The organism is Lactobacillus pasteurii DSM 23907 = CRBIP 24.76 (genome assembly GCF_000297025.1).
GTDB lineage: Bacteria > Bacillota > Bacilli > Lactobacillales > Lactobacillaceae > Lactobacillus > Lactobacillus pasteurii.
Window position 1 is genome coordinate 107,628 of record NZ_CAKD01000021.1, and the last position, 18,760, is coordinate 126,387.

The following is an 18,760-nucleotide window of genomic DNA, read 5'->3' on the forward strand; positions in this document are numbered from 1 at the left end:
AGCAATCCTGGACTTATTTATTGTTGTATGAGCAAGAAAATCAATCTATATATTTTATTGAACCCTATTGCTGGTCATGGTCAATCAATAAAAACTTGGAGCAAATTCGAGCATTTGCTTGAAAAAGAAGGTGTAAACTACTCGACAGAAGTTAGTCCCTATCCTGGTGCTTTTATTAGCATAGCTAAAGAATATGCCGATCATGCACATGATAAAGATGATTTCTTGGTCGTAATTGGTGGGGATGGTTCACTTAATGACGTTTTAAATGGCATCAAGCTCTCTAATTATCCTGAAACGCCAATCGTGTATATACCGGCTGGATCTGGTAATGATTTTGCTCGCGGGGCAAAAATATCTGACAATTTACATCAGATCCTCGACGCCCTACTAGATGATCCCGAAGTTGTTTCGATGGATTGTGGTTCATATACCGGCTATGATCGCAATAGCCTGCTGAGCAAGCGATCCTATTTTGTAAACAACTTTGGAATAGGTTTTGATGCCTTTGTAGTACACGCCAGCAACCGGCAACGCCTCAAGAACGCTTTAAATAAAATTAACGTAGGAAGCCTGATTTATCGGCTAAATGTCTTGGGTGCTCTTCACAAACAAGACACCTTCAAAGTTACAATTAAAGCTGATGGGAAAAGATATGACTACGATAATGCCTATATGGTAACAACAACTAATCATCCTTATTTCGGTGGTGGAGTTCCTATTCTGCCTTCCGCAAATGTTCATGATAATAAGCTTTCTACCGTAGTGGTTCAAAAACCAAATCTTTCAAAGTTTATCCATCTTTTCACCAAAATCTTGAGTGATGGTTCGCAAATTGAAGATCCACATTTTCATTTTGTTAAAGCTGACGAGATAACTGTCCAAACCAGTAAGCCAGAATATTGTCAGGTTGATGGCGAAGACAGTGCAGAAAAACTTATCTTTAAGGTTGAATTTAAAATCGATCATTTTAACTTGATCAAATACTAAAAAAAGAGGTTAATAATCCATATCAAAATTGGATTTATTAACCTCTTTTTGCATCTATTTTTATCCTAAATAAGAAATTGCAACCTGAATCTGTGCTAGTCGCATAATTGCTTGAGCTAAGTCCTCTTCTTCAACTTCAACAAATATCTCACAAGTTTCTTCATCAAAGTCATACCCTGCACCCAGTGCTATTTCAGCTGCCGTTTCATACATGTCGAGATTGCTTTCACCAGGGTCGAGCTTAAACAGCAATCTTCCATCATCACCTACTCGATAACCCCATTCGGTCTTTTCAACGAATACGTAAATCGTATCCCCAAAAGAATCTATTTCAAAAGTAGCAATTGCATAGCCACCATCCTTAAATTGGACAATTCCTGTATTTCTTTGGGCCCACTTGCCTATTTCTGAAGTAACCTTATCTATTTCCAGACTCATAAAATTTTTCTCCATTTCAAAATACCTCCCAAGAAAATGGGAGGCCTGGACATTAAAATTTGACCCTAACAAAATAATTTTACCAAATAATTCATACGGAAAATACTCAATTTAGAAATTATTGTAAATGAATGCCTTCCATTCCAATCATTGGATCAATTCTACCAGAATAAATTTTTTCTTTTGTCAAAATAAAATCTTCTTCTGCCCTTGTCTCATTAGCATCCTCAACTAAATCTACTGAAGTGCTTTCTTGCTTACTATCAGGGATATCTTCTTCAAGCTTCAATGCTTGGCGAATTTTTGAAGCTAACCCGGTTTTTCGATCATTTCCTGGAGTACTAATTGCAGTAAGATACGCTCTAGGTTCACCAACCAAGATGAGGCTTTTTTCTGCTCTTGTAATTGCCGTATAAAGCAAATTTCGCTTAAGCATGACATAATTTTGCATCGTTAAATTCAAAATCACCAAAGGAAATTCTGACCCTTGAGACTTATGAATGGTCATCGCATATGCCCTAGTTACATCAGTTAAGTCATTTTTGTTAAAGTTTATTTCGCGATCATCGAAATTAGCTGTCAAATATTCCTTGGAAGAGTCAGGATCTATCCCAATGATTTTTCCAACTTGGCCATTATAAATATTCTTTTCTGGATTGTTTTGCAATTGAAGAATACGATCTCCAATCTTAAACTTCTCATCGTGAACTACAATTGCCTTTTGCTTAGGATGATCTGGGTTGATAATTTCTTGAACAACATTGTTCAAATTGGTAATGCCGCCATTTCCATGATACATTGCAGCCAAGACCTGAATATCATCTGGATCAAAGCCTTTCTTCAAGGCCAAGCGAATAATTTGGCTAATTGCATCGCTTACCTGGTTAGGTTGACAAGGAATAAAAGAGTAGTTTTTAGTTTTTTCAAAAATATCAGCCTTGCTATCGCCATCATTAACCTGATGGGCCAAGGTGATGATAGTTGATTCATCCCCTTGACGATGAATCTTGGTCAAAATTGTTGTTGGAAATGCAGTCGATTTAATCAAATCCGCAAAAATGTTTCCTGCTCCAACTGATGGCAACTGGTCCTTATCGCCCACAAAAACAATGTGTTTGGTCTGGCGAATGGAGGCAACCAATTGCTTAAACAAAAACATATCCACCATCGACATCTCATCGATAATTAGCAATTCGCCATTAATTTCATTTAAATCGGCTAGATCACTTTCGCCAATTCCAATTCCTAGCATTCGATGAATAGTCTTAGCACTAATACCTGTGATCTCTCCCATTCTTTTTGCAGCTCTTCCAGTTGGAGCAGCCAAAATGAAAGGTGGATCTTCACTATACAAAGCAGAAGCTGGTATTTCAGCTAATTTTCGCAATACCAAGATAATCCCATTGATAATGGTCGTTTTACCCGTACCAGGTCCACCTGTTAGAATCGAAATTCGGTGTTTGACCGCATTCGCAATGGCACTTTTTTGTGTATCGTCATAACTGATTTTTAATTGCTTTTCAGCCCAATCAATTGCCTTTTCGATATCCTTATCCTTGTAATCTGTTTTTTCAAAAGATTTATCTTCAATTATGTTTTTCAGGATGCGAGAAATCTCATATTCAGTTGAATATATATTAGCTAAAACGGCTTGATTGTTATCTACAATCACCTTGCCGTCTACTTGCAACTGATTAATTGCCTTAGCGATTGGATCATATTCATTAATTCCCAGCAATTTACTTGCTTCTAGCAATAAATTGGGCAATTCAACGCAAGTATCTCCTTCACTAGTTAAGCGATCAACCAAAATTTGTGAGACAGCACCTGCTAGTCTTCTAGGATCATCTGAACTGATGTTAAAGGTTCCGGCAATCGCATCAGCAGATTTAAAGCCATATCCACTTACATCGGAAATTGGCGCATAGGGATCTTCTTGCAGCTTATTTAAAACATCGCCTTGATAGATTTGATACAGCTTCGTAGCAACTTTTTTACGAATGCCCATTTGTTCTAGTTTTAGGATAATTTCTGAAAAAGAATCAATGGTATTAAGACCAGCTAGCAAGCTATCTTTTTGCTTTTGAGTTAAGCTCAATTCCGCAATTTTAGCAGGATTCTCTTTCAATACGGTTAAAGCATCGAGTCCCACTTCATCAATGATTTTCTCTGCTGTTTTCCTACCAATGCTAGGGAACTTATCTGAACTTAAATATTTTGCCAAGCTTCCTTGCTTATTTGGCAAAAGTTCCTGATAGCTTTCAGACTTAAATTGCAAGCCGAATTTGTCATGCATCACCAAATTGCCTGAAAATTCATATCTCCCTGCAATTTTAATGTCCGCAAAAGTTCCAGTGACTTTTATTTCTTGCCTAGAATAATTTTCGAGCTCTTTTTCTATTTCAACGTCCAAAATTTTGAACATGTCTTGATTATTTTCAAAGACGATTCCATTAACTCGCCCGATAAATTTCGTCATTCCTTATTTTCCTTATTGCTAATCAATTTCATTAGACTCGTATATTGATCCAATGCCTTGGCGTAATAACTAGGATCCTTTTCTTTAGCTAATTCAAAATAACGATCAGCTTGGCCTTTATCTGATTCAAGCAGAGCAACGCCAATTAAGAAGTTAACCTTAGCTGATCTTTTGCCTTCTTCTATACTCAAAAAAGCTTCCTTAGCAGATGATAATTCACCTAAGCTTAGCCAAACGTCTCCAATCAATTCTTTAACTTGATTATCAATCTTTTTGATTGATAAAGCATAAGCTAAAGCCTTTTGGTTTTGGCCTAGTTTTAGATAAACTAATGCTTTTTGATACATTGATAAATCATCGTTAGGAATTTTTTCTAATAGAGCTAAAGCTTGCTCAAAGTTGCCTTGCAAATAATAACAAACGGCCAAATTATAATCTAAGTCTTGGGGATGTTTTACTAAGCCACGTGCTTTTTCTAATAGCTCTTTTGCCTGATCAAAACTTCCTTGTTCAATTAACTTAGTTGATAGTGATAAATAATTATCAACCTTCTTGGGATCTTGATCGATTTTCTTAATTAGATCAAGTATCTGTTTATTTTCTTCTTTGTTTTCTTTAGTCATTTATAGTGAATCCGTCTTTGATAATTCTCTTCCTAGATAATCTGTCTTGTTCCAAACATCTATCTTAAATGTTTTTCCGCCATCATTGGTTTCGAGAATGGTTAAGCTAGTATTGCTTAACCCGCCATTTTTTCGTAGATTTTCTAAATCATAGCCTAAAAGCCCACCCATAATTGCTGCCAAGGCTGCACCATGACTGACAGCTAAAACCTTATCATCTTTGTCAGGATATTTGCTGGCTAACATTTTTGCAAAATCTTTGCCTCGATTTATAACTTCTGGATAGCTTTCGCCATTGATAATGCTTGGGTCATACTTATCAGGCCTATTCCAAAAATTATCCATCAATTCAGGATATTTTTTATTTGCGACAGCAAATTTCATCCCTTCTAAATCGCCCAAATTGAACTCGCGCAAGCGCTCATCAATAATAACTGACAGTCCTGCATTCATTGTCCAACTCAATTCTTGTGCAGTGTTAAAAGCTCGCTGAAGAGGACTAGAATAAATTGCCTTAAACTTGGTCGTCTTCAAATACTTGCCTAATTTCTTGATATCTTCATGGCTTTCCTTTAACAAAGGAGAATCACCATGTCCACCTTGAAACCTGCTCTCTAAATTCCACTCCGTTTTGCCATGTCTTACAAAATAAATTTGCACTTACTATTATCCCCTTCTATCTGCTAACACAAACTTTTCAATGGCTTCTGCAACACCGCCATTATTATTGTCAGCCTCAGTAATATAATCACAATATGGTTTAATGGCTGGATTGCTGTTTTGCATCCCTACACCTAAACCTGCGCGAGTAATCATTGAGAGATCGTTAATATTATCCCCCATTGCAATAGTTTCTTCAGGTTTTATTTTCAATTGCTGTGCTAGCCAAATTAAGCCTTCACCTTTGTTAACGCCCTTTTTGTTAAATTCTAAATAGCGATTTGAAGAATAAGAAATATCGAATTGATCACCAAGCTCACCCATAGATTCAGCAAGCATATGTAGATATTCCTGGTCGGTATTTTGATATAAAACTTTGGCAATATCTTCTGTTTTCAAAAAATCCAAATTGTCTGTATCTATTTCCTTATAAGCATGGCGGCCGCTCATATAGTTACGCTCATCCTCGTCCATATTGTAGACGTAAACCATATCTTTGGTATAGACATGCATGCATACATCATAGTTTTGACCGTATTGATATAGCTTTTGAGCTTGCTGATGTTCAAGACCATTAAAATTTAGTACGTGATTATTCTTATTTTCGCTAATACATGCACCGTTAAAAGAAATTACGTATTCATTTTCTTGTTGCGCCAGATTTAACTCTTTTAAAGTATTTTGAACAGAGATGTATCCTCTTCCTGTTGCTAGTACAAACTTGACACCCAATTGCTGCAGTTTCATGATTGCATCACGATTTCGCTGGCATACATGGGTATCGTCACTTAATAGAGTTTCATCTAAGTCACAAGCAATTAATTTATACATCTGTCGTCACCTGACTTTCTAACAAACTATCATTAGTTTAACATTTTTACCCCAAAACCAGTAGCTAGTTCAATAAAAAGCAAAAAATCTGGTAATGTAATGCAATGATATCATAAAGATCTCTATTGTTATTACAAAACCAGATTTTTCATTAAACTAATTGTAATTGTCTTGCTTCTTGGTAAGCAGCATCAATATTGCCGCCACCGATACATTCATCACCATCATAAAGAACGAGAGCTTGTCCTGGAGTGATTGCACGTGCAGGTTCATCAAAGTAGACATCTACTGTATTTGTATCTGCATGGTAGTGAACTGTAACGCCCAAATCACATTGACGATATCTAAACTTAGCTGTGCAGTGCATCTCAAAATCATGATCAGGCTGTCCAGTAAAGAAAGACATGTCACTAGCAGTCAAACGATCTGCGTAAAGCAAAGGACTATCATATCCTTGTTCAACGATTAATTCATTCTTCTTCAAGTCCTTGCCAACTACAAACCAAGGATCGGTTGATTCCTTAGTTGATCCAAGACCCAAACCTTGACGCTGACCGATAGTGTAGTACATCAATCCTGCATGTTCACCAACAACTTCGCCATTTGGCTTGACCATCTTTCCAGACTTAGCTGGCAAAAATTCTGTCAAAAACTTTCTAAAATTTCTTTCACCAATGAAGCAAATTCCAGTTGAATCCTTTTTCTTAGCTGTTGCCAAGCCATTTGCTAGTGCAATTTCACGAACTTGTGGCTTAGTTAAATCAGCTAATGGGAAAATAACCTTTTTGATTTGATCCTGACTCAATTGGCTTAAGAAGTAAGTTTGGTCCTTATTGCCATCCTTTGGACGCATCATGTGCGTAACTCCATTTTCGTCAGTAACAGTCTTGGCATAGTGGCCCATGGCAATATAATCAGCATCCAAATCCATGGCAAATTCCAAGAAGGATTTGAACTTTATTTCACTGTTGCACATGATATCAGGATTTGGAGTTCTGCCCTTCTTGTATTCATCCAAGAAGTATTCGAACACTCGATGCCAGTATTCTTTTTCAAAGTTAATTGAGTAATATGGAATACCTATCTTGTCTGCAACCTTCTTAACGTCTTCGAAGTCTTCAGTAGCAGTACATACACCGGAATCGTCAGTATCATCCCAATTCTTCATAAATACGCCAACGACATCGTAGCCTTGATTTTTTAGAAGTAGAGCTGCAACTGATGAATCTACTCCACCACTCATCCCTACAACTACTCTAATCTTGCTATTATCGACCATTAAATCAATCCTTTACCTCTACAAGAATCTTCTTTTCAACTAGATCCTTAAGAATGAAATTCAAAAGTTCAACAGTTTGTGCTAGATCCTTGTTTTTAAAAATATTTACCTTCTGCAAACCATTCTTGTCGGTAATAACCATGGTTAAATGCGATAAGTCCTTATTAATCGTCATCTTCAACTTAGTTGGTGCGTTATATGGGGAGTCATTATATAGAGGGTGCTCGTAGTTGTAGTTACCCTTTACAGTCTTGACAAAACCAACGTCAATCAATGCATAGAGTTTAATATCTGGACTTAAAGTAAACTGACGGTTATCACCGTTAATTACAACTTTGTTTGCCATATTTTACCTCACTTATTAATAATAAGTTACTTCCTTTTTAAAAGCAACTATTTCTGCTTTCTTTTAGCCAATTTTGCTAAGGCCTTAGCAAATTTAGCTACTTCATCATCATTATTATACCGTCCAAAAGATATTCTGATTGATTCATCTATTCTTGGTGAATCTTGACCAAAACAAGCTATTAGGACATGAGAAGGTTCAACTGAACCCGCAGTACATGCTGAGCCACCAGAAACTGCATAACCAGCTAAATCCAAGTTTGTCTGCAATACCATCGTGGAGATCCCGATAATATGCAAATTTAGAACGTGATGGGACATATTTTCGCCAACCCCACCATTGATTTCATACTTAACTCCAGCCTCATCAAGTTCTTTTAGAATAATCTCTTGGAAATGACGATACTTAGCTTGAAGTGCTGCACGATCAATCTGACTGATTTCCTTAACAGCCTGTCCAAAACCAGCAATTCCTGGAACGTTTTCGGTTCCTGCGCGTCTTTTAACTTCTTGTTCGCCACCCATAATTAAACTCGGAATTGAAACATTGCTATTTTCATATAAGAAACCTAAAAACTTTGGCCCATTGATCTTATGTGCCGATACTGATAAGAAATCAATATTCATTTTTCTGACATCGATTTCGATATTGCCCATCCCTTGAACATTATCGACGTGGAAATATGCGTTTGAATCCTTTACCAGTTTACCAATTTCTTCAAGTGGATTAATTGCACCGACTTCATTATTTACCGACATAACCGAAACTAAAATAGTATCTGGTCTTAAGGCAGACTTAAGTTCATCTAGGCTAATGTGTCCTGTTTGATCTACATCAAGATAAGTTACCTCATAACCCTGTCTTTCCAATTCACGCATTGGATTCAAAACTGACGGATGTTCAATTTTCGTCGTTATGATATGTTTGCCTATCTCTTTGCGTGAACGTGCTACACCAAAAATTGCAGTATTATTGCTTTCTGAACCACCTGAGGTAAAAATAATTTCTCCATCATGGGCGTTTATTGCTTCTGCAATTTGGTGACGCGCAAGATCAATAGCTCTTCTAGCCCTTCTACCAAGTTCATAAGTACTAGATGCGTTGCCAAAATCTTCTTGCATCTCCTTAGTTATTACCTTAATAACATCTGGAGACATTGGAGTTGTTGCAGCATTATCTAAATAAATTTCTGTCAATTTAATTCATCTTTTCTAAATAGTTACTAATTAATTTTGCAGCCTTAGCTCCTACCCGTTTTACGAAAACATCAAAGACTTCGCCAGAATCATCATCTGCATTATCTGAAATAGCTCTCATTGCAATCAACGGAACATTGAATTGATAAGCCACTTGAGCAAAAGCTGCTCCTTCCATTTCAACGCCTAATGCATCTGGGAAGTTAGCTTTAATTTGCTTTTTGGTTTCCTCAGATGAAATAAATGAATCTCCTGTTACCACCAAGCCACGACGATAATCGATTGAATTTTCATTCAAATACTTGATGAAATCATTTCTTTGAGCAGATTCCAATTTGAATCTTGCTGGTTGTCCAGGTATTTGTCCTTCAACATAATCACCAGCATTGGCATTATGTGCGTCGTGATAAGCAAATTCGTCCACTAAAATAACGTCTTCTTTGTGAACATCCTTATCCATCGACCCAGCTGATCCAGTCATAAAGATGCAATCGATCTTGACCGCTGTTAACAAACTAGCTAGATTCATAGCTGCTTGAACTTTGCCAATTCCACTCAAACCCAAATAAACATCATTGTTATTAATAGAAAAATGTTCGAATACAGTTGATCCGAACATTTCCTTCTTATCTGAGTGAAAATTGTTCTTATAATATTCTGCCTCAACATCCATTGGGACAATAATCGCAATTTTCATTGATATCCTCTTTCTTTATAACTTAAATAAAGCTAACAAAACTAGTGCTATAAGAATCACTACTATTAAGATAGCGCTATTGAGCCGCTTTTTCAGAATTAAAGACTTATCGACTTCAGTTTGTAACTTCTCATCAGTAAAATTATCCGCTTCGCCATCTCCAGCAAGTGGACGATGTTTTTCTTCAACTTCAGTTGCTTGATCATCTATTTGATCCTTATCGCTAAATGCTGAAGTTAAATTAGAAAGCATACTCTTTCTTTTTTCTGATCGGATTTTTTTCTGATACTCTGATCTTTTTTCAACCATAATTACTCACTCATGTTCTTAGTTCCAGTCAATAACATATTTTCCCAAAAAGTTATTGCGAACACAGTTTTAGCGTCGATAATCTTGCCTTCTGATAAAAGCTTCTTCAAATCATCTAAACTATACCATTCAGCGGTTAAAAATTCGTCTTCATCCAAGGATCTTTTTTCCGTTAATTTGGTCAAAGTATCACAGTAATAAAGATACATCTTTTCATCGCTAAAGCCGACGGATGAGTAAAATTGAGATACTTCTTCCCAATAATCTGCCTTATATCCGCCTTCTTCATTCAATTCACGCTTGATTGCGTCCAAAGGACTTGCATCAGTTTCGTCAATTAAACCAGCAGGAATTTCTAAAGTGATTTGCTTGATTGGTTCGCGCCATTGCTTGACAAGTAGCATTTGTTGCTGATCGTTAATCGCAATCACACCAGCAGCTGGACGATGCTGAACAATTTCTCTAGTAGAAGTTTCTCCATTAGGCAATTTAACTGTTCTGACTGATAGATCTACGATTCTACCAGAAAAAATATGTTTGGATGAAATTTCAACTTCTTCTAAATTCATTCTTTCACCTTTTTCTAGTCAGCTAGGTAAACATTAACACATTGAAGGCCATTTTTACCCTGTGCTAATTCATATTTAACCCTTTGACCTACTTCTAAGCGCTTATATCCTTCTTCTTTGATTGCTGTATAAAAAACGAAATAAGATTTATGATTCATATCATCATCGATAAATCCATATGGACTTCTAGGCTCAAATTGTTTTACGGTACCAAATCGCATTATTCTAATCCTTCTTCAAGCGCTGCTGGGAAGTTATCTCTAACAATCTTAGCACAGCGACCACAAATAGTTGGTAATGCTTCATCTGCACCAATATCATTTCTGATCATTCGGCAACGTGGGCATTCTTCGCCATCTGCATGCTTAACTTCAACTGCAAGATGTTCATACTTAGTTGCTTCTGCTGGAGCATCTTCTTGAATAATTGTTAATTTAGAAACAATCAAAATTTCTCTAAAGTCAGCATCCAAATTATCAAGAACTTTTCTACTTTCATCATCTGGATAGATAGTTACATCTGCTTCAAATGATTTGCCGATCAACTTGTCATTTCTAGCTGCTTCTAAAGCCTTCAAGATGTCATCACGAATAGCCATGAACTTTTGCCAGTTTTCAAGCAATTCATCATGATTTGTATAAGTTTCCACTTCAGGCATGTTAGCTAATTGAACGAAATCTTCATCTTCTTTCAAGTAAGCCCAGATTTCTTCCATAGTGTGTGGCAAAATTGGAGTCAAAATCTTGTCTAACTTAACAGCTGCGTCATAAATGACAGTTTGCATTGAACGTCTAGCCTTGCTATCAGCTGCTTCAATGTACAAAACATCCTTGGCAAAGTCTAAGTAGAAGGCAGAAAGATCATTGGAGATAAAGTTGAAAACCTTTTTGAATACAGTATTAAAGTCAAACTTGTCATATGCTGCTAAACAGTCAGCAACTAAATCATTCAATTTAACTTCCATGTATTGGTCAACAGATCTTAAATCCTCATATGCAACTCTATTAGTTGCTGGTTCAAAGTCTGAAGTGTTTGCCAACATATATCTGAAAGTATTTCTGATCTTACGGTAGCTTTCAGCTGCTTGGTTCAAAATATCATATGAAACTGCAACATCAGAAGTAGTGTCTGCTTGAGCAACCCATAAACGAATAATTTCTGCACCCATCTTCTTAATTACGTCGGTAGGTGAAATTACATTACCCAAAGACTTAGACATCTTATGTCCCTTGTCATCCAAAACAAATCCTTGAGACAAGATTTGCTTGTAAGGTGCTTTTCCAGTGTTGGCAACTGAAGTAATTAAACTTGAGTTGAACCAACCACGGTATTGGTCTGAACCTTCAAGGTATAAACTTGCTGGGTATTGCAAACCATCGCGCTTTCTCATAACAGCAGCCCAAGAAGAACCTGAGTCAAACCATACATCGAGGATATCAGTTTCCTTCTTAAATTCGCCATTTGGTGAATGTTCAGATGTAAAGCCTTCTGGCAACAATTCCTTAGCAGTATGAGTATACCAAGCGTTTGATCCTTCTTTTTCAAAGATCTTGGCAATGTGTTCAATGGTTTCTGCATTGATAATTGGAGTCCCGTCTTCTGCGTAGAAGATCGGCAATGGAACACCCCAAGCTCTTTGACGAGAAATTACCCAGTCTCCACGGTCCTTAATCATGTTGTAAAGACGAGTCTTACCCCATGATGGAACAAAGTTTGTCTTTTCAATTTCATCCAAAATTTCTTGTCTAAACGATGAAATCGAAGCAAACCATTGTGTGGTTGCACGGAAAATTACTGGCTTCTTAGTTCTCCAGTCGTGTGGGTATGAGTGGACGATCTTCTTAAGTTTAAGCAAAGCCTTAGCTTCTTCAAGCTTCTTAACCATCAATTCATCAACATCTTGGTAGAACATTCCAGCCAATTCAGGAATTTCATCAGTAAACTTACCTTGGTTATCAACTGGACTGAAGATAGGAAGATCATACTTTTTACCAACATTGTAGTCGTCTTCACCAAAACCTGGTGCAGTATGAACTAAACCTGTACCACCATCTAAAGTTACGTGCAATCCTTCGATCAATAAGCTTTCGCGATCGAATAATGGGTGCTTAGCAGTCATGTATTCTAATTCTGCACCCTTTAGGCTCTTAACTACTTCATAATTTTCCCAACCAATTTGTTCAGCTACAGTGGTTAATAAGCCGTCTGCGACAACATATTTCTTATCACCAACTTTAACCACGTCATAAACGAATTTAGGGTTAACACAGATAGCTTCGTTAGCTGGAATAGTCCAAGGAGTAGTAGTCCAAATGATGAAGTAAGTATCATCATCAAGAATGCCTTTACCATCTTTTACTTGGAAAGCAACGTAGATAGTGTTAGCTTCAACGTCCTTATATTCAACTTCGGCTTCGGCTAAAGTTGATTCACTTGACCATGACCAGTAAACAGGCTTCTTACCCTTGTAGATATAGCCCTTCTTGTACATTTCACCAAAAACGCGAATTTCTTCTGCTTCAAATTCTGGTTGAAGAGTAATATATGGATGATCCCAATCTGCCATAACACCTAAGCGCATGAAATCTGCTTTTTGCTTAGCGATTTGTTCTTCAGCATATTGATGACAAAGTTCACGATATTTTGCCCGATCCATTGTCTTGCGATCAACGCCTTGTTTAGCAAGTTGTTGTTCAATTGGAAGACCGTGAGTATCCCAACCTGGTACATACGGTGCATAAAAGCCACGCATACCCTTGTAACGTACAATAATATCTTTTGATACCTTGTTCAAAGAGTGACCCATGTGAATATTGCCGTTAGCAAATGGAGGGCCATCATGTAAATCAAATCTTTCGTGACCTTGATTTAGCTTAAGTCTTCTTTGGTAAATATCATTGTCTAACCAGTCTTTTTGCCATTCTGCTTCGCGTACGGGCAAATTGCCGCGCATCTTGAATTTAGTTTTACCCAAATTCAAAGTCTCTTTAATTTTCATAAAAATCCTCTCTAAAAAAACAAAACCCCGTCCTAATTAGGACGAGGTTAACCGTGGTACCACCTAAATTGAGCTACTGCTCCACTTGGCTTTGCGTAACGTGCAAAAAATCGAATAGGCCAATTGGCAGCTGATCAACTTATTCAGGCTCTAATGCTGATCTTTCACCGTCATCAGCTCGCTGATATGCCATAAAGTTTTACTGTCGGTCTATTATTAATTATGATCTTTATAATTATCCGGAAAAACAATTGTAGGTGCATTATCACTGAAATTGATTTCAGGATTACTGCGATCAACTGTTTCTTGACTCGGACTGTCACCAGACAAAATGGTAGATGAGCTATCCAGATCATCAGGTTCTTGAGTAGAGTTTAAGCCATCTAAGTCCTCGTTGTCAATAATATCCGGCTCATCATCATCAATTTCATCGTCTAAAGCGGATTCACGAGCAAATTCTTCCTCTTGACTTTGAGCATAAGACAATGGTTCAGAGCCATCTCCTGGATAAAATCTTTCAGTATGATAAAACTCATCCAAAGTATGTTGCCAATTTTCATCTGACAAATCATTGATTTGCTTCTCTAACAAATCCTGAATATGCTTTCTGAAAACAGCAACTTCTTCCTTAATTCGCTTATAATCAGCTGAAATAGTTTCTTGTTGTTGCTTTTGGAAGTTGGTATCAGTTTCTGCTTGTTTCTTAGCATCCTCAATAATTTGAGCTGCTTCTTTTTCTGCTGCCAATTTCAATTCGTTAGCAGATTGTCTTGCAGAAACCAAAACATCGTTAACTTCCATTTTCTTCTTGTTATAGTCATCGACTTGACTTTGAAGCTTTTCAATCTTTTCGTCTTGAGCTACGATCTGGTTCTTCAGATCGATCATTTCATCTAAAGTATCACCATAGCTATCAACAATATCATCCAAAAAAGAATCTACTTCATATCTATCATAGCCATTGCGACCTCGACGGGTAAACTCTTTATTATGAATATCCATTGGAGTTATTTGTTTCTTTTTGCTTGCCAAAACTTTAGCACCACCTTTAATTTACCTTTTTTAGTTGCTTGAACATCTAAAACTTGAGCACGTCCAAGATGACGCAAACTAATAATATCATTCACCTTAACTATTATATTAGAATTTTTTGTCTCAAGCCAATTTAATTTTGCCTGTCCACCTTCGATTAACTGCTTAATCTGCACGCGACTTTGTTTGCTAAGCGACGACAAAATTGCGTCAAGTCGCATCGAAGAAACAATCGCTGTAACTTCAATTGAATTATCTTCTGGAACAAGGACCTCTTTTGGACTAATTTGTTTGATTCTAACTTTATTTTTTCCGATTCGAGAAATTTGGTCTGTGAAAAATACAGCTAAGTCTTTTTTGACAAAAAATTGCCAGCGTCCCATACCGTCGCCAATTATATCGCCAAAAGTATTTAAACTAACTCCAGAATTGGCTAGAGTTCCGAGAATATCGCTGTGCCTTAAAGATATAAATTTGCTTGGATATTCTATCTCAAGTGGAACAATTTCAAAATCATCGGGCAAAATACCATTCCAATTCGACGATAAGTATACACGCCGGCGTTCAGAATCTTTGTAACCACCATAGCTTTGAATTAGGCTTGCTTGCCCTATTACCTCATTTAGAATATATCTTTGAGCAGGATCCAAAAAACTAGTTAAAATTTCGTCATCAGAATACATTAGACGGTTATAAATATCGATGATTTCATCAATATCGCTGCTTTTTCCGTATCTGGAATAAAACCATTCTTTGTTTTTCTTTGCTTTCACATTCATAGTAGTTTCAAAAATAAAAGCGAGGCAAATCCTCGCTTTTTATCCAAATAATTTAAGTAAAATATTGTACAACCAAAATATTGCCTTGGTTTGAATGAAATAAAGTACAAGCAGTGCTAGCACCGATGATAGATCTATTCCAATCGAATAAGCCAATTGCTTAATTGGGCCTATTCTAAAAAGATTTAGATAAGGATCAACGATTCTATCTAGCAACTTACCCACTGTTGAATTCGCCAAAAACGGCATCCAACTCATAATGGCATCAATTACAATACAGATGGAATAAAACCAAAGGATGTATTGTAGAGCCATAATGATGTAATAAACTACCATCATTCCCATTAATTTAGGTTATCTTTCTTATCAACTAAATCGCTAATTTTGCCATCTGTTTGAAACTTTGGTGGAGTAGCCAAGAAAATCTTATCGCCAATCCTTTGAATTTCCCCATTCAAAGCATAAACAGTACCTGTAATAAAATCAACGATTCTTCTAGCCGAGCTGTCTTCCATCCGACTAAAATTAATCACAACTGCTTTATTTTTCAATAAGTTTTGTGCAACATCTTTTGCATCAGAATAAACACGAGGCTCATAAAGGACAATTTGACTCTTTGCGGAATCGATTCCCGCCTTTATTGACACCACGTTGTTGCGATTAATTGAATTCAACGGTGCTTGAGAACTCTCAGTATTTTCTTGTGGTTGAGCATACTCTTCTTCATCGTATAACTCATCATCATCCGAAATACCAAGGAACTTTCCAAAATCAAAAGCCATTATTTATGCTCCTAACTAATTTTCACCACGGTGCTTAAAAAATGGAATGCTACTGTTGTCGTCATCATCATCTGAAGCACTTGTTTCAATTTGTGGGATACTATTTGCTTGATCTACATTGTTAAATGCATCAAAATCATCTTGTTCTTGAACTGCATGAGCACGACGAGTTCCAGTTGAAGCTGGACTTTCATTCAATCCCCAAATATCATTAGGGTCATCAATTGCCAAAGAACTGTGTGGCTTAGCCTGGTTTAGTTGCGGCTTAGGTTGAACTTCTGGCTGTGGTTGCACTGGAGCTGCTTTTTGTTCAGCAACTTCAGCTTGTGGTTTAGCTTCTCTACCAGAAACTTGATGACCACGACCTGGCATTTGCTTTGATGCTCTTTCTTCAACTTCTGAGTCAATTCCAGTTGCAATTACTGTAACAACAACTTCATCACCTAAGTTTGGATTAATTGACGTACCGAAGATAATGTTAACATCGTCGCCAGCTGCCTTAGATACGATTTCTGAAGCATCTTGAGCTTCAAACAAAGTCAAATCTGGTCCACCAGTAATATTCAATAGAACTTGCTTTGCACCATCAATTGATACTTCAAGCAATGGAGATGAAATAGCCAACTTAGTAGCTTCAACTGTTCTGTTTTCGCCACTAGCACGACCAATTCCCATCAAAGCAGCACCTTGGTTCTCCATAACTGTCTTAACATCGGCAAAGTCAAGGTTCACGTAGTCAGTTGAAGTAATCAAGTCTGAAATACCTTGAACACCTTGCTTAAGAACGTTGTCTGCTTCCTTGAAGGCATCCATCATTGGGGTCTTCTTATCAACCATTTCTAGCAAGCGGTTGTTAGCGATGATAACTAAAGTATCAACGTATTGCTTTAATTGAGTAATACCTTCTGCAGCGTTTCTAGCACGCTTAGGTCCTTCAAAAGTAAACGGACGAGTAACAACACCAACAGTTAAAGCACCTGTTTCACGAGCAATTTTTGCAACAACTGGAGCTGCACCAGTTCCAGTTCCACCACCCATTCCGGCAGTTATGAAAATCATATCTGCACCTTTAAGTGCATCTTCAATTGTTTGTTCACTTTCTTCAGCAGCTTTTTGCCCAACTTCTGGATGAGAACCAGCACCTAAACCTCTAGTAAGCTTAGGTCCTAATTGAATCTTTTCTTCTGCTTTATTACTATTTAATGCTTGGACATCAGTGTTAGCTGCAATAAAGGAAACACCTTGTACGCCATCGTCAATCATTCTGTTAACGGCATTACCACCGGCACCACCAACACCGATTACCTTAATGACAGCGTTCTTGTTGTCATCTGAATCGAATGTAAAATCCATCTAAATTAACCACCTTTAATCAAAGAACTTCTTGAAAAAGCTTTTTACGCTTCCAGTTCTCATTTTTGAATCTTTCGCTTGTTTTTGTGAAGAAGCTGATCTTCCTTTTTCTTTATTATTATAAGCTACTTTGCTTTCAGTTTCACTATCAGAGACTGTTCTTTTAGGAATTTTTTCTCTTTGCACATGTGGTGCAGGAGTTTCTTTCTTTAGAATAGTCGTTCCATAAATAGCAGAATTGACCAAATTGTCAATTTCTGACAATCTCGTAGCATAAATCACAATGCCATATGCTGCTGCATAAATTGGATTTCGCATTCCCATTTGTGAAGGTTGATAAATTCTTGTCTTAGTTGACAAAGTATTTTCGACAATTGTATCAATACCTTGCAACAGACTTGTTCCACCAGTAATTACTATTCCACCTGGCAATTTTAGCGCATTAGTCTTGGCTAATCCTTTACCTATTCTCGTGGTCATCTGCATAACTCTTGCGTTAATAATTTCGCTCAAGTATTTTTCTGTGACCATCTTTTGACCATTGGAACCGACGCTGTTAACAGCAAACTGATCCTTATCTGAAGCTAACTCAGGATCGGCATAGCCATAATCCAATTTGATTTGTTCAGCATCCTTTTTAGACGTACTTAATACTATCGAAATATCATTAGTAATATCGCTACCACCTTCAAGATCAATCTTGGCATACTTGATCTGTCCTTCGTGAATAACTGTGGCGGTAGTGGTACCTCCACCCAAATCTAGTATAATTGAACCGAAAGTTCTTTCTCCTTCGTCTAAAGCAACACTTGCAATAGCTAAAGGAGTTGGTACAAAGAAACTATTCTTATAGCCAGCACGTTCTACTGCTTTTCTGATGTTGTGAAGTGGACCAGAAGGTGCGGTCAAAAGCACTCCACGTACAGCTAAAGAATGCGCGATCATCTTTCTAGGATCGTCTACATCAGTTTTACCATCAATCATAAATCTATTTGGCAAGAATGAGATAGGATCTCTACCATCCTTGACTGCTGATTTAATTGCAGATTGTAAAACTCTAACAACGTCTTCATCGCCAACTTCTTGGCCTTTATCGCCAACATTAGTAATGCCAGCAGCGCTTTCCATCTGAAGCATTCCTACAGGAATACCTATAATCACATTATAAATACTGGTATTTGTCTTTTCTGCAACTTCGCGCAAAGCATTGCTAATTGCTGCTGCAGTTTGATCAATATCGACTATTTCACCATGACGCATTCCAGTATTTGTTGTTGTCACAGCGCCTATAACTTTGCCTGAATCGGCTACTACTGCTTTTATAGTGGTGGTTCCAATATCAATACCCACCAATAGTTTTGAATTATCCAAAATTAAGCCCCCATTAATAACTGCCCCA

20 protein-coding genes are annotated in these 18,760 nt (G+C 37.2%); 1 reads left to right on the forward strand and 19 read right to left on the reverse strand.

Annotated features, from left to right (window positions below):
• The first annotated feature begins 27 nt into the window (after window positions 1-27).
• Window positions 28-990, forward strand: a complete 963-nt coding sequence (locus tag BN53_RS05585) for a diacylglycerol/lipid kinase family protein (protein ID WP_009559956.1) — start codon at window positions 28-30, stop codon at window positions 988-990.
• 60 nt (window positions 991-1,050) lie between these two features.
• On the opposite strand, the gene BN53_RS05590 is transcribed toward BN53_RS05585, so the two are convergent.
• The 19 genes from BN53_RS05590 to ftsA all read right to left on the reverse strand — a co-directional run bounded on the left by BN53_RS05590 (window position 1,051) and on the right by ftsA (window position 18,732).
• Complete coding sequence (locus tag BN53_RS05590) at window positions 1,051-1,443, reverse strand: DUF1828 domain-containing protein (protein WP_236695123.1); 393 nt, start codon at window positions 1,441-1,443, stop codon at window positions 1,051-1,053.
• Between the two features lie 103 nt (window positions 1,444-1,546).
• Window positions 1,547-3,907 (reverse strand): SF1B family DNA helicase RecD2, encoded by a 2,361-nt coding sequence (recD2, locus tag BN53_RS05595; RefSeq protein ID WP_009559958.1) that lies wholly within the window; start codon window positions 3,905-3,907, stop codon window positions 1,547-1,549.
• Window positions 3,904-4,530: a tetratricopeptide repeat protein gene (locus BN53_RS05600; RefSeq protein WP_009559959.1), complete on the reverse strand. Its 627-nt coding sequence runs from the start codon at window positions 4,528-4,530 to the stop codon at window positions 3,904-3,906. The genes recD2 and BN53_RS05600 overlap by 4 nt, the downstream gene beginning before the upstream one ends.
• Window positions 4,531-5,190, reverse strand: coding sequence for a histidine phosphatase family protein (locus tag BN53_RS05605; protein ID WP_009559960.1), 660 nt, complete (start codon window positions 5,188-5,190; stop codon window positions 4,531-4,533).
• 6 nt (window positions 5,191-5,196) lie between these two features.
• On the reverse strand, window positions 5,197-6,021 hold the full coding sequence (locus BN53_RS05610) for a Cof-type HAD-IIB family hydrolase (protein WP_009559961.1): 825 nt from the start codon (window positions 6,019-6,021) through the stop codon (window positions 5,197-5,199).
• Between the two features lie 151 nt (window positions 6,022-6,172).
• Window positions 6,173-7,300 (reverse strand): tRNA 2-thiouridine(34) synthase MnmA, encoded by a 1,128-nt coding sequence (gene mnmA, locus BN53_RS05615; RefSeq protein WP_009559962.1) that lies wholly within the window; start codon window positions 7,298-7,300, stop codon window positions 6,173-6,175.
• 4 nt (window positions 7,301-7,304) lie between these two features.
• Complete coding sequence (locus BN53_RS05620) at window positions 7,305-7,646, reverse strand: DUF1831 domain-containing protein (protein WP_009559963.1); 342 nt, start codon at window positions 7,644-7,646, stop codon at window positions 7,305-7,307.
• Between the two features lie 47 nt (window positions 7,647-7,693).
• Window positions 7,694-8,842 (reverse strand): cysteine desulfurase family protein, encoded by a 1,149-nt coding sequence (locus BN53_RS05625; protein ID WP_009559964.1) that lies wholly within the window; start codon window positions 8,840-8,842, stop codon window positions 7,694-7,696.
• 1 nt (window position 8,843) lies between these two features.
• Complete coding sequence (locus tag BN53_RS05630) at window positions 8,844-9,539, reverse strand: 5'-methylthioadenosine/adenosylhomocysteine nucleosidase (RefSeq protein WP_009559965.1); 696 nt, start codon at window positions 9,537-9,539, stop codon at window positions 8,844-8,846.
• A gap of 15 nt (window positions 9,540-9,554) precedes the next feature.
• Window positions 9,555-9,848, reverse strand: a complete 294-nt coding sequence (locus BN53_RS05635) for a hypothetical protein (protein ID WP_009559966.1) — start codon at window positions 9,846-9,848, stop codon at window positions 9,555-9,557.
• Between the two features lie 2 nt (window positions 9,849-9,850).
• The gene (locus BN53_RS05640) at window positions 9,851-10,417 is read right to left on the reverse strand and encodes an NUDIX hydrolase (protein WP_009559967.1); all 567 of its coding nucleotides are present in this window, start codon (window positions 10,415-10,417) and stop codon (window positions 9,851-9,853) included.
• A gap of 14 nt (window positions 10,418-10,431) precedes the next feature.
• The gene (locus BN53_RS05645) at window positions 10,432-10,638 is read right to left on the reverse strand and encodes a cold-shock protein (protein WP_009559968.1); all 207 of its coding nucleotides are present in this window, start codon (window positions 10,636-10,638) and stop codon (window positions 10,432-10,434) included.
• On the reverse strand, window positions 10,638-13,415 hold the full coding sequence (ileS, locus tag BN53_RS05650; RefSeq protein ID WP_009559969.1) for an isoleucine--tRNA ligase: 2,778 nt from the start codon (window positions 13,413-13,415) through the stop codon (window positions 10,638-10,640). The genes BN53_RS05645 and ileS overlap by 1 nt, the downstream gene beginning before the upstream one ends.
• Window positions 13,416-13,631: 216 nt before the next feature.
• A complete protein-coding gene (locus BN53_RS05655) occupies window positions 13,632-14,447 on the reverse strand; it encodes a DivIVA domain-containing protein (protein ID WP_040537339.1) in 816 nt (271 codons plus the stop codon).
• The gene (locus BN53_RS05660) at window positions 14,423-15,226 is read right to left on the reverse strand and encodes a YlmH family RNA-binding protein (RefSeq protein ID WP_009559971.1); all 804 of its coding nucleotides are present in this window, start codon (window positions 15,224-15,226) and stop codon (window positions 14,423-14,425) included. The genes BN53_RS05655 and BN53_RS05660 overlap by 25 nt, the downstream gene beginning before the upstream one ends.
• 39 nt (window positions 15,227-15,265) lie before the next feature.
• Window positions 15,266-15,571, reverse strand: a complete 306-nt coding sequence (locus BN53_RS05665; RefSeq protein WP_009559972.1) for a YggT family protein — start codon at window positions 15,569-15,571, stop codon at window positions 15,266-15,268.
• Entirely contained in the window at window positions 15,571-16,008 is a 438-nt protein-coding gene (locus BN53_RS05670) for a cell division protein SepF (protein ID WP_009559973.1), read from the reverse strand. The genes BN53_RS05665 and BN53_RS05670 overlap by 1 nt, the downstream gene beginning before the upstream one ends.
• A gap of 15 nt (window positions 16,009-16,023) precedes the next feature.
• A complete protein-coding gene (gene ftsZ, locus BN53_RS05675; protein WP_009559974.1) occupies window positions 16,024-17,361 on the reverse strand; it encodes a cell division protein FtsZ in 1,338 nt (445 codons plus the stop codon).
• Between the two features lie 15 nt (window positions 17,362-17,376).
• A complete protein-coding gene (gene ftsA / locus BN53_RS05680) occupies window positions 17,377-18,732 on the reverse strand; it encodes a cell division protein FtsA (RefSeq protein WP_009559975.1) in 1,356 nt (451 codons plus the stop codon).
• Window positions 18,733-18,760: the final 28 nt, after the last annotated feature.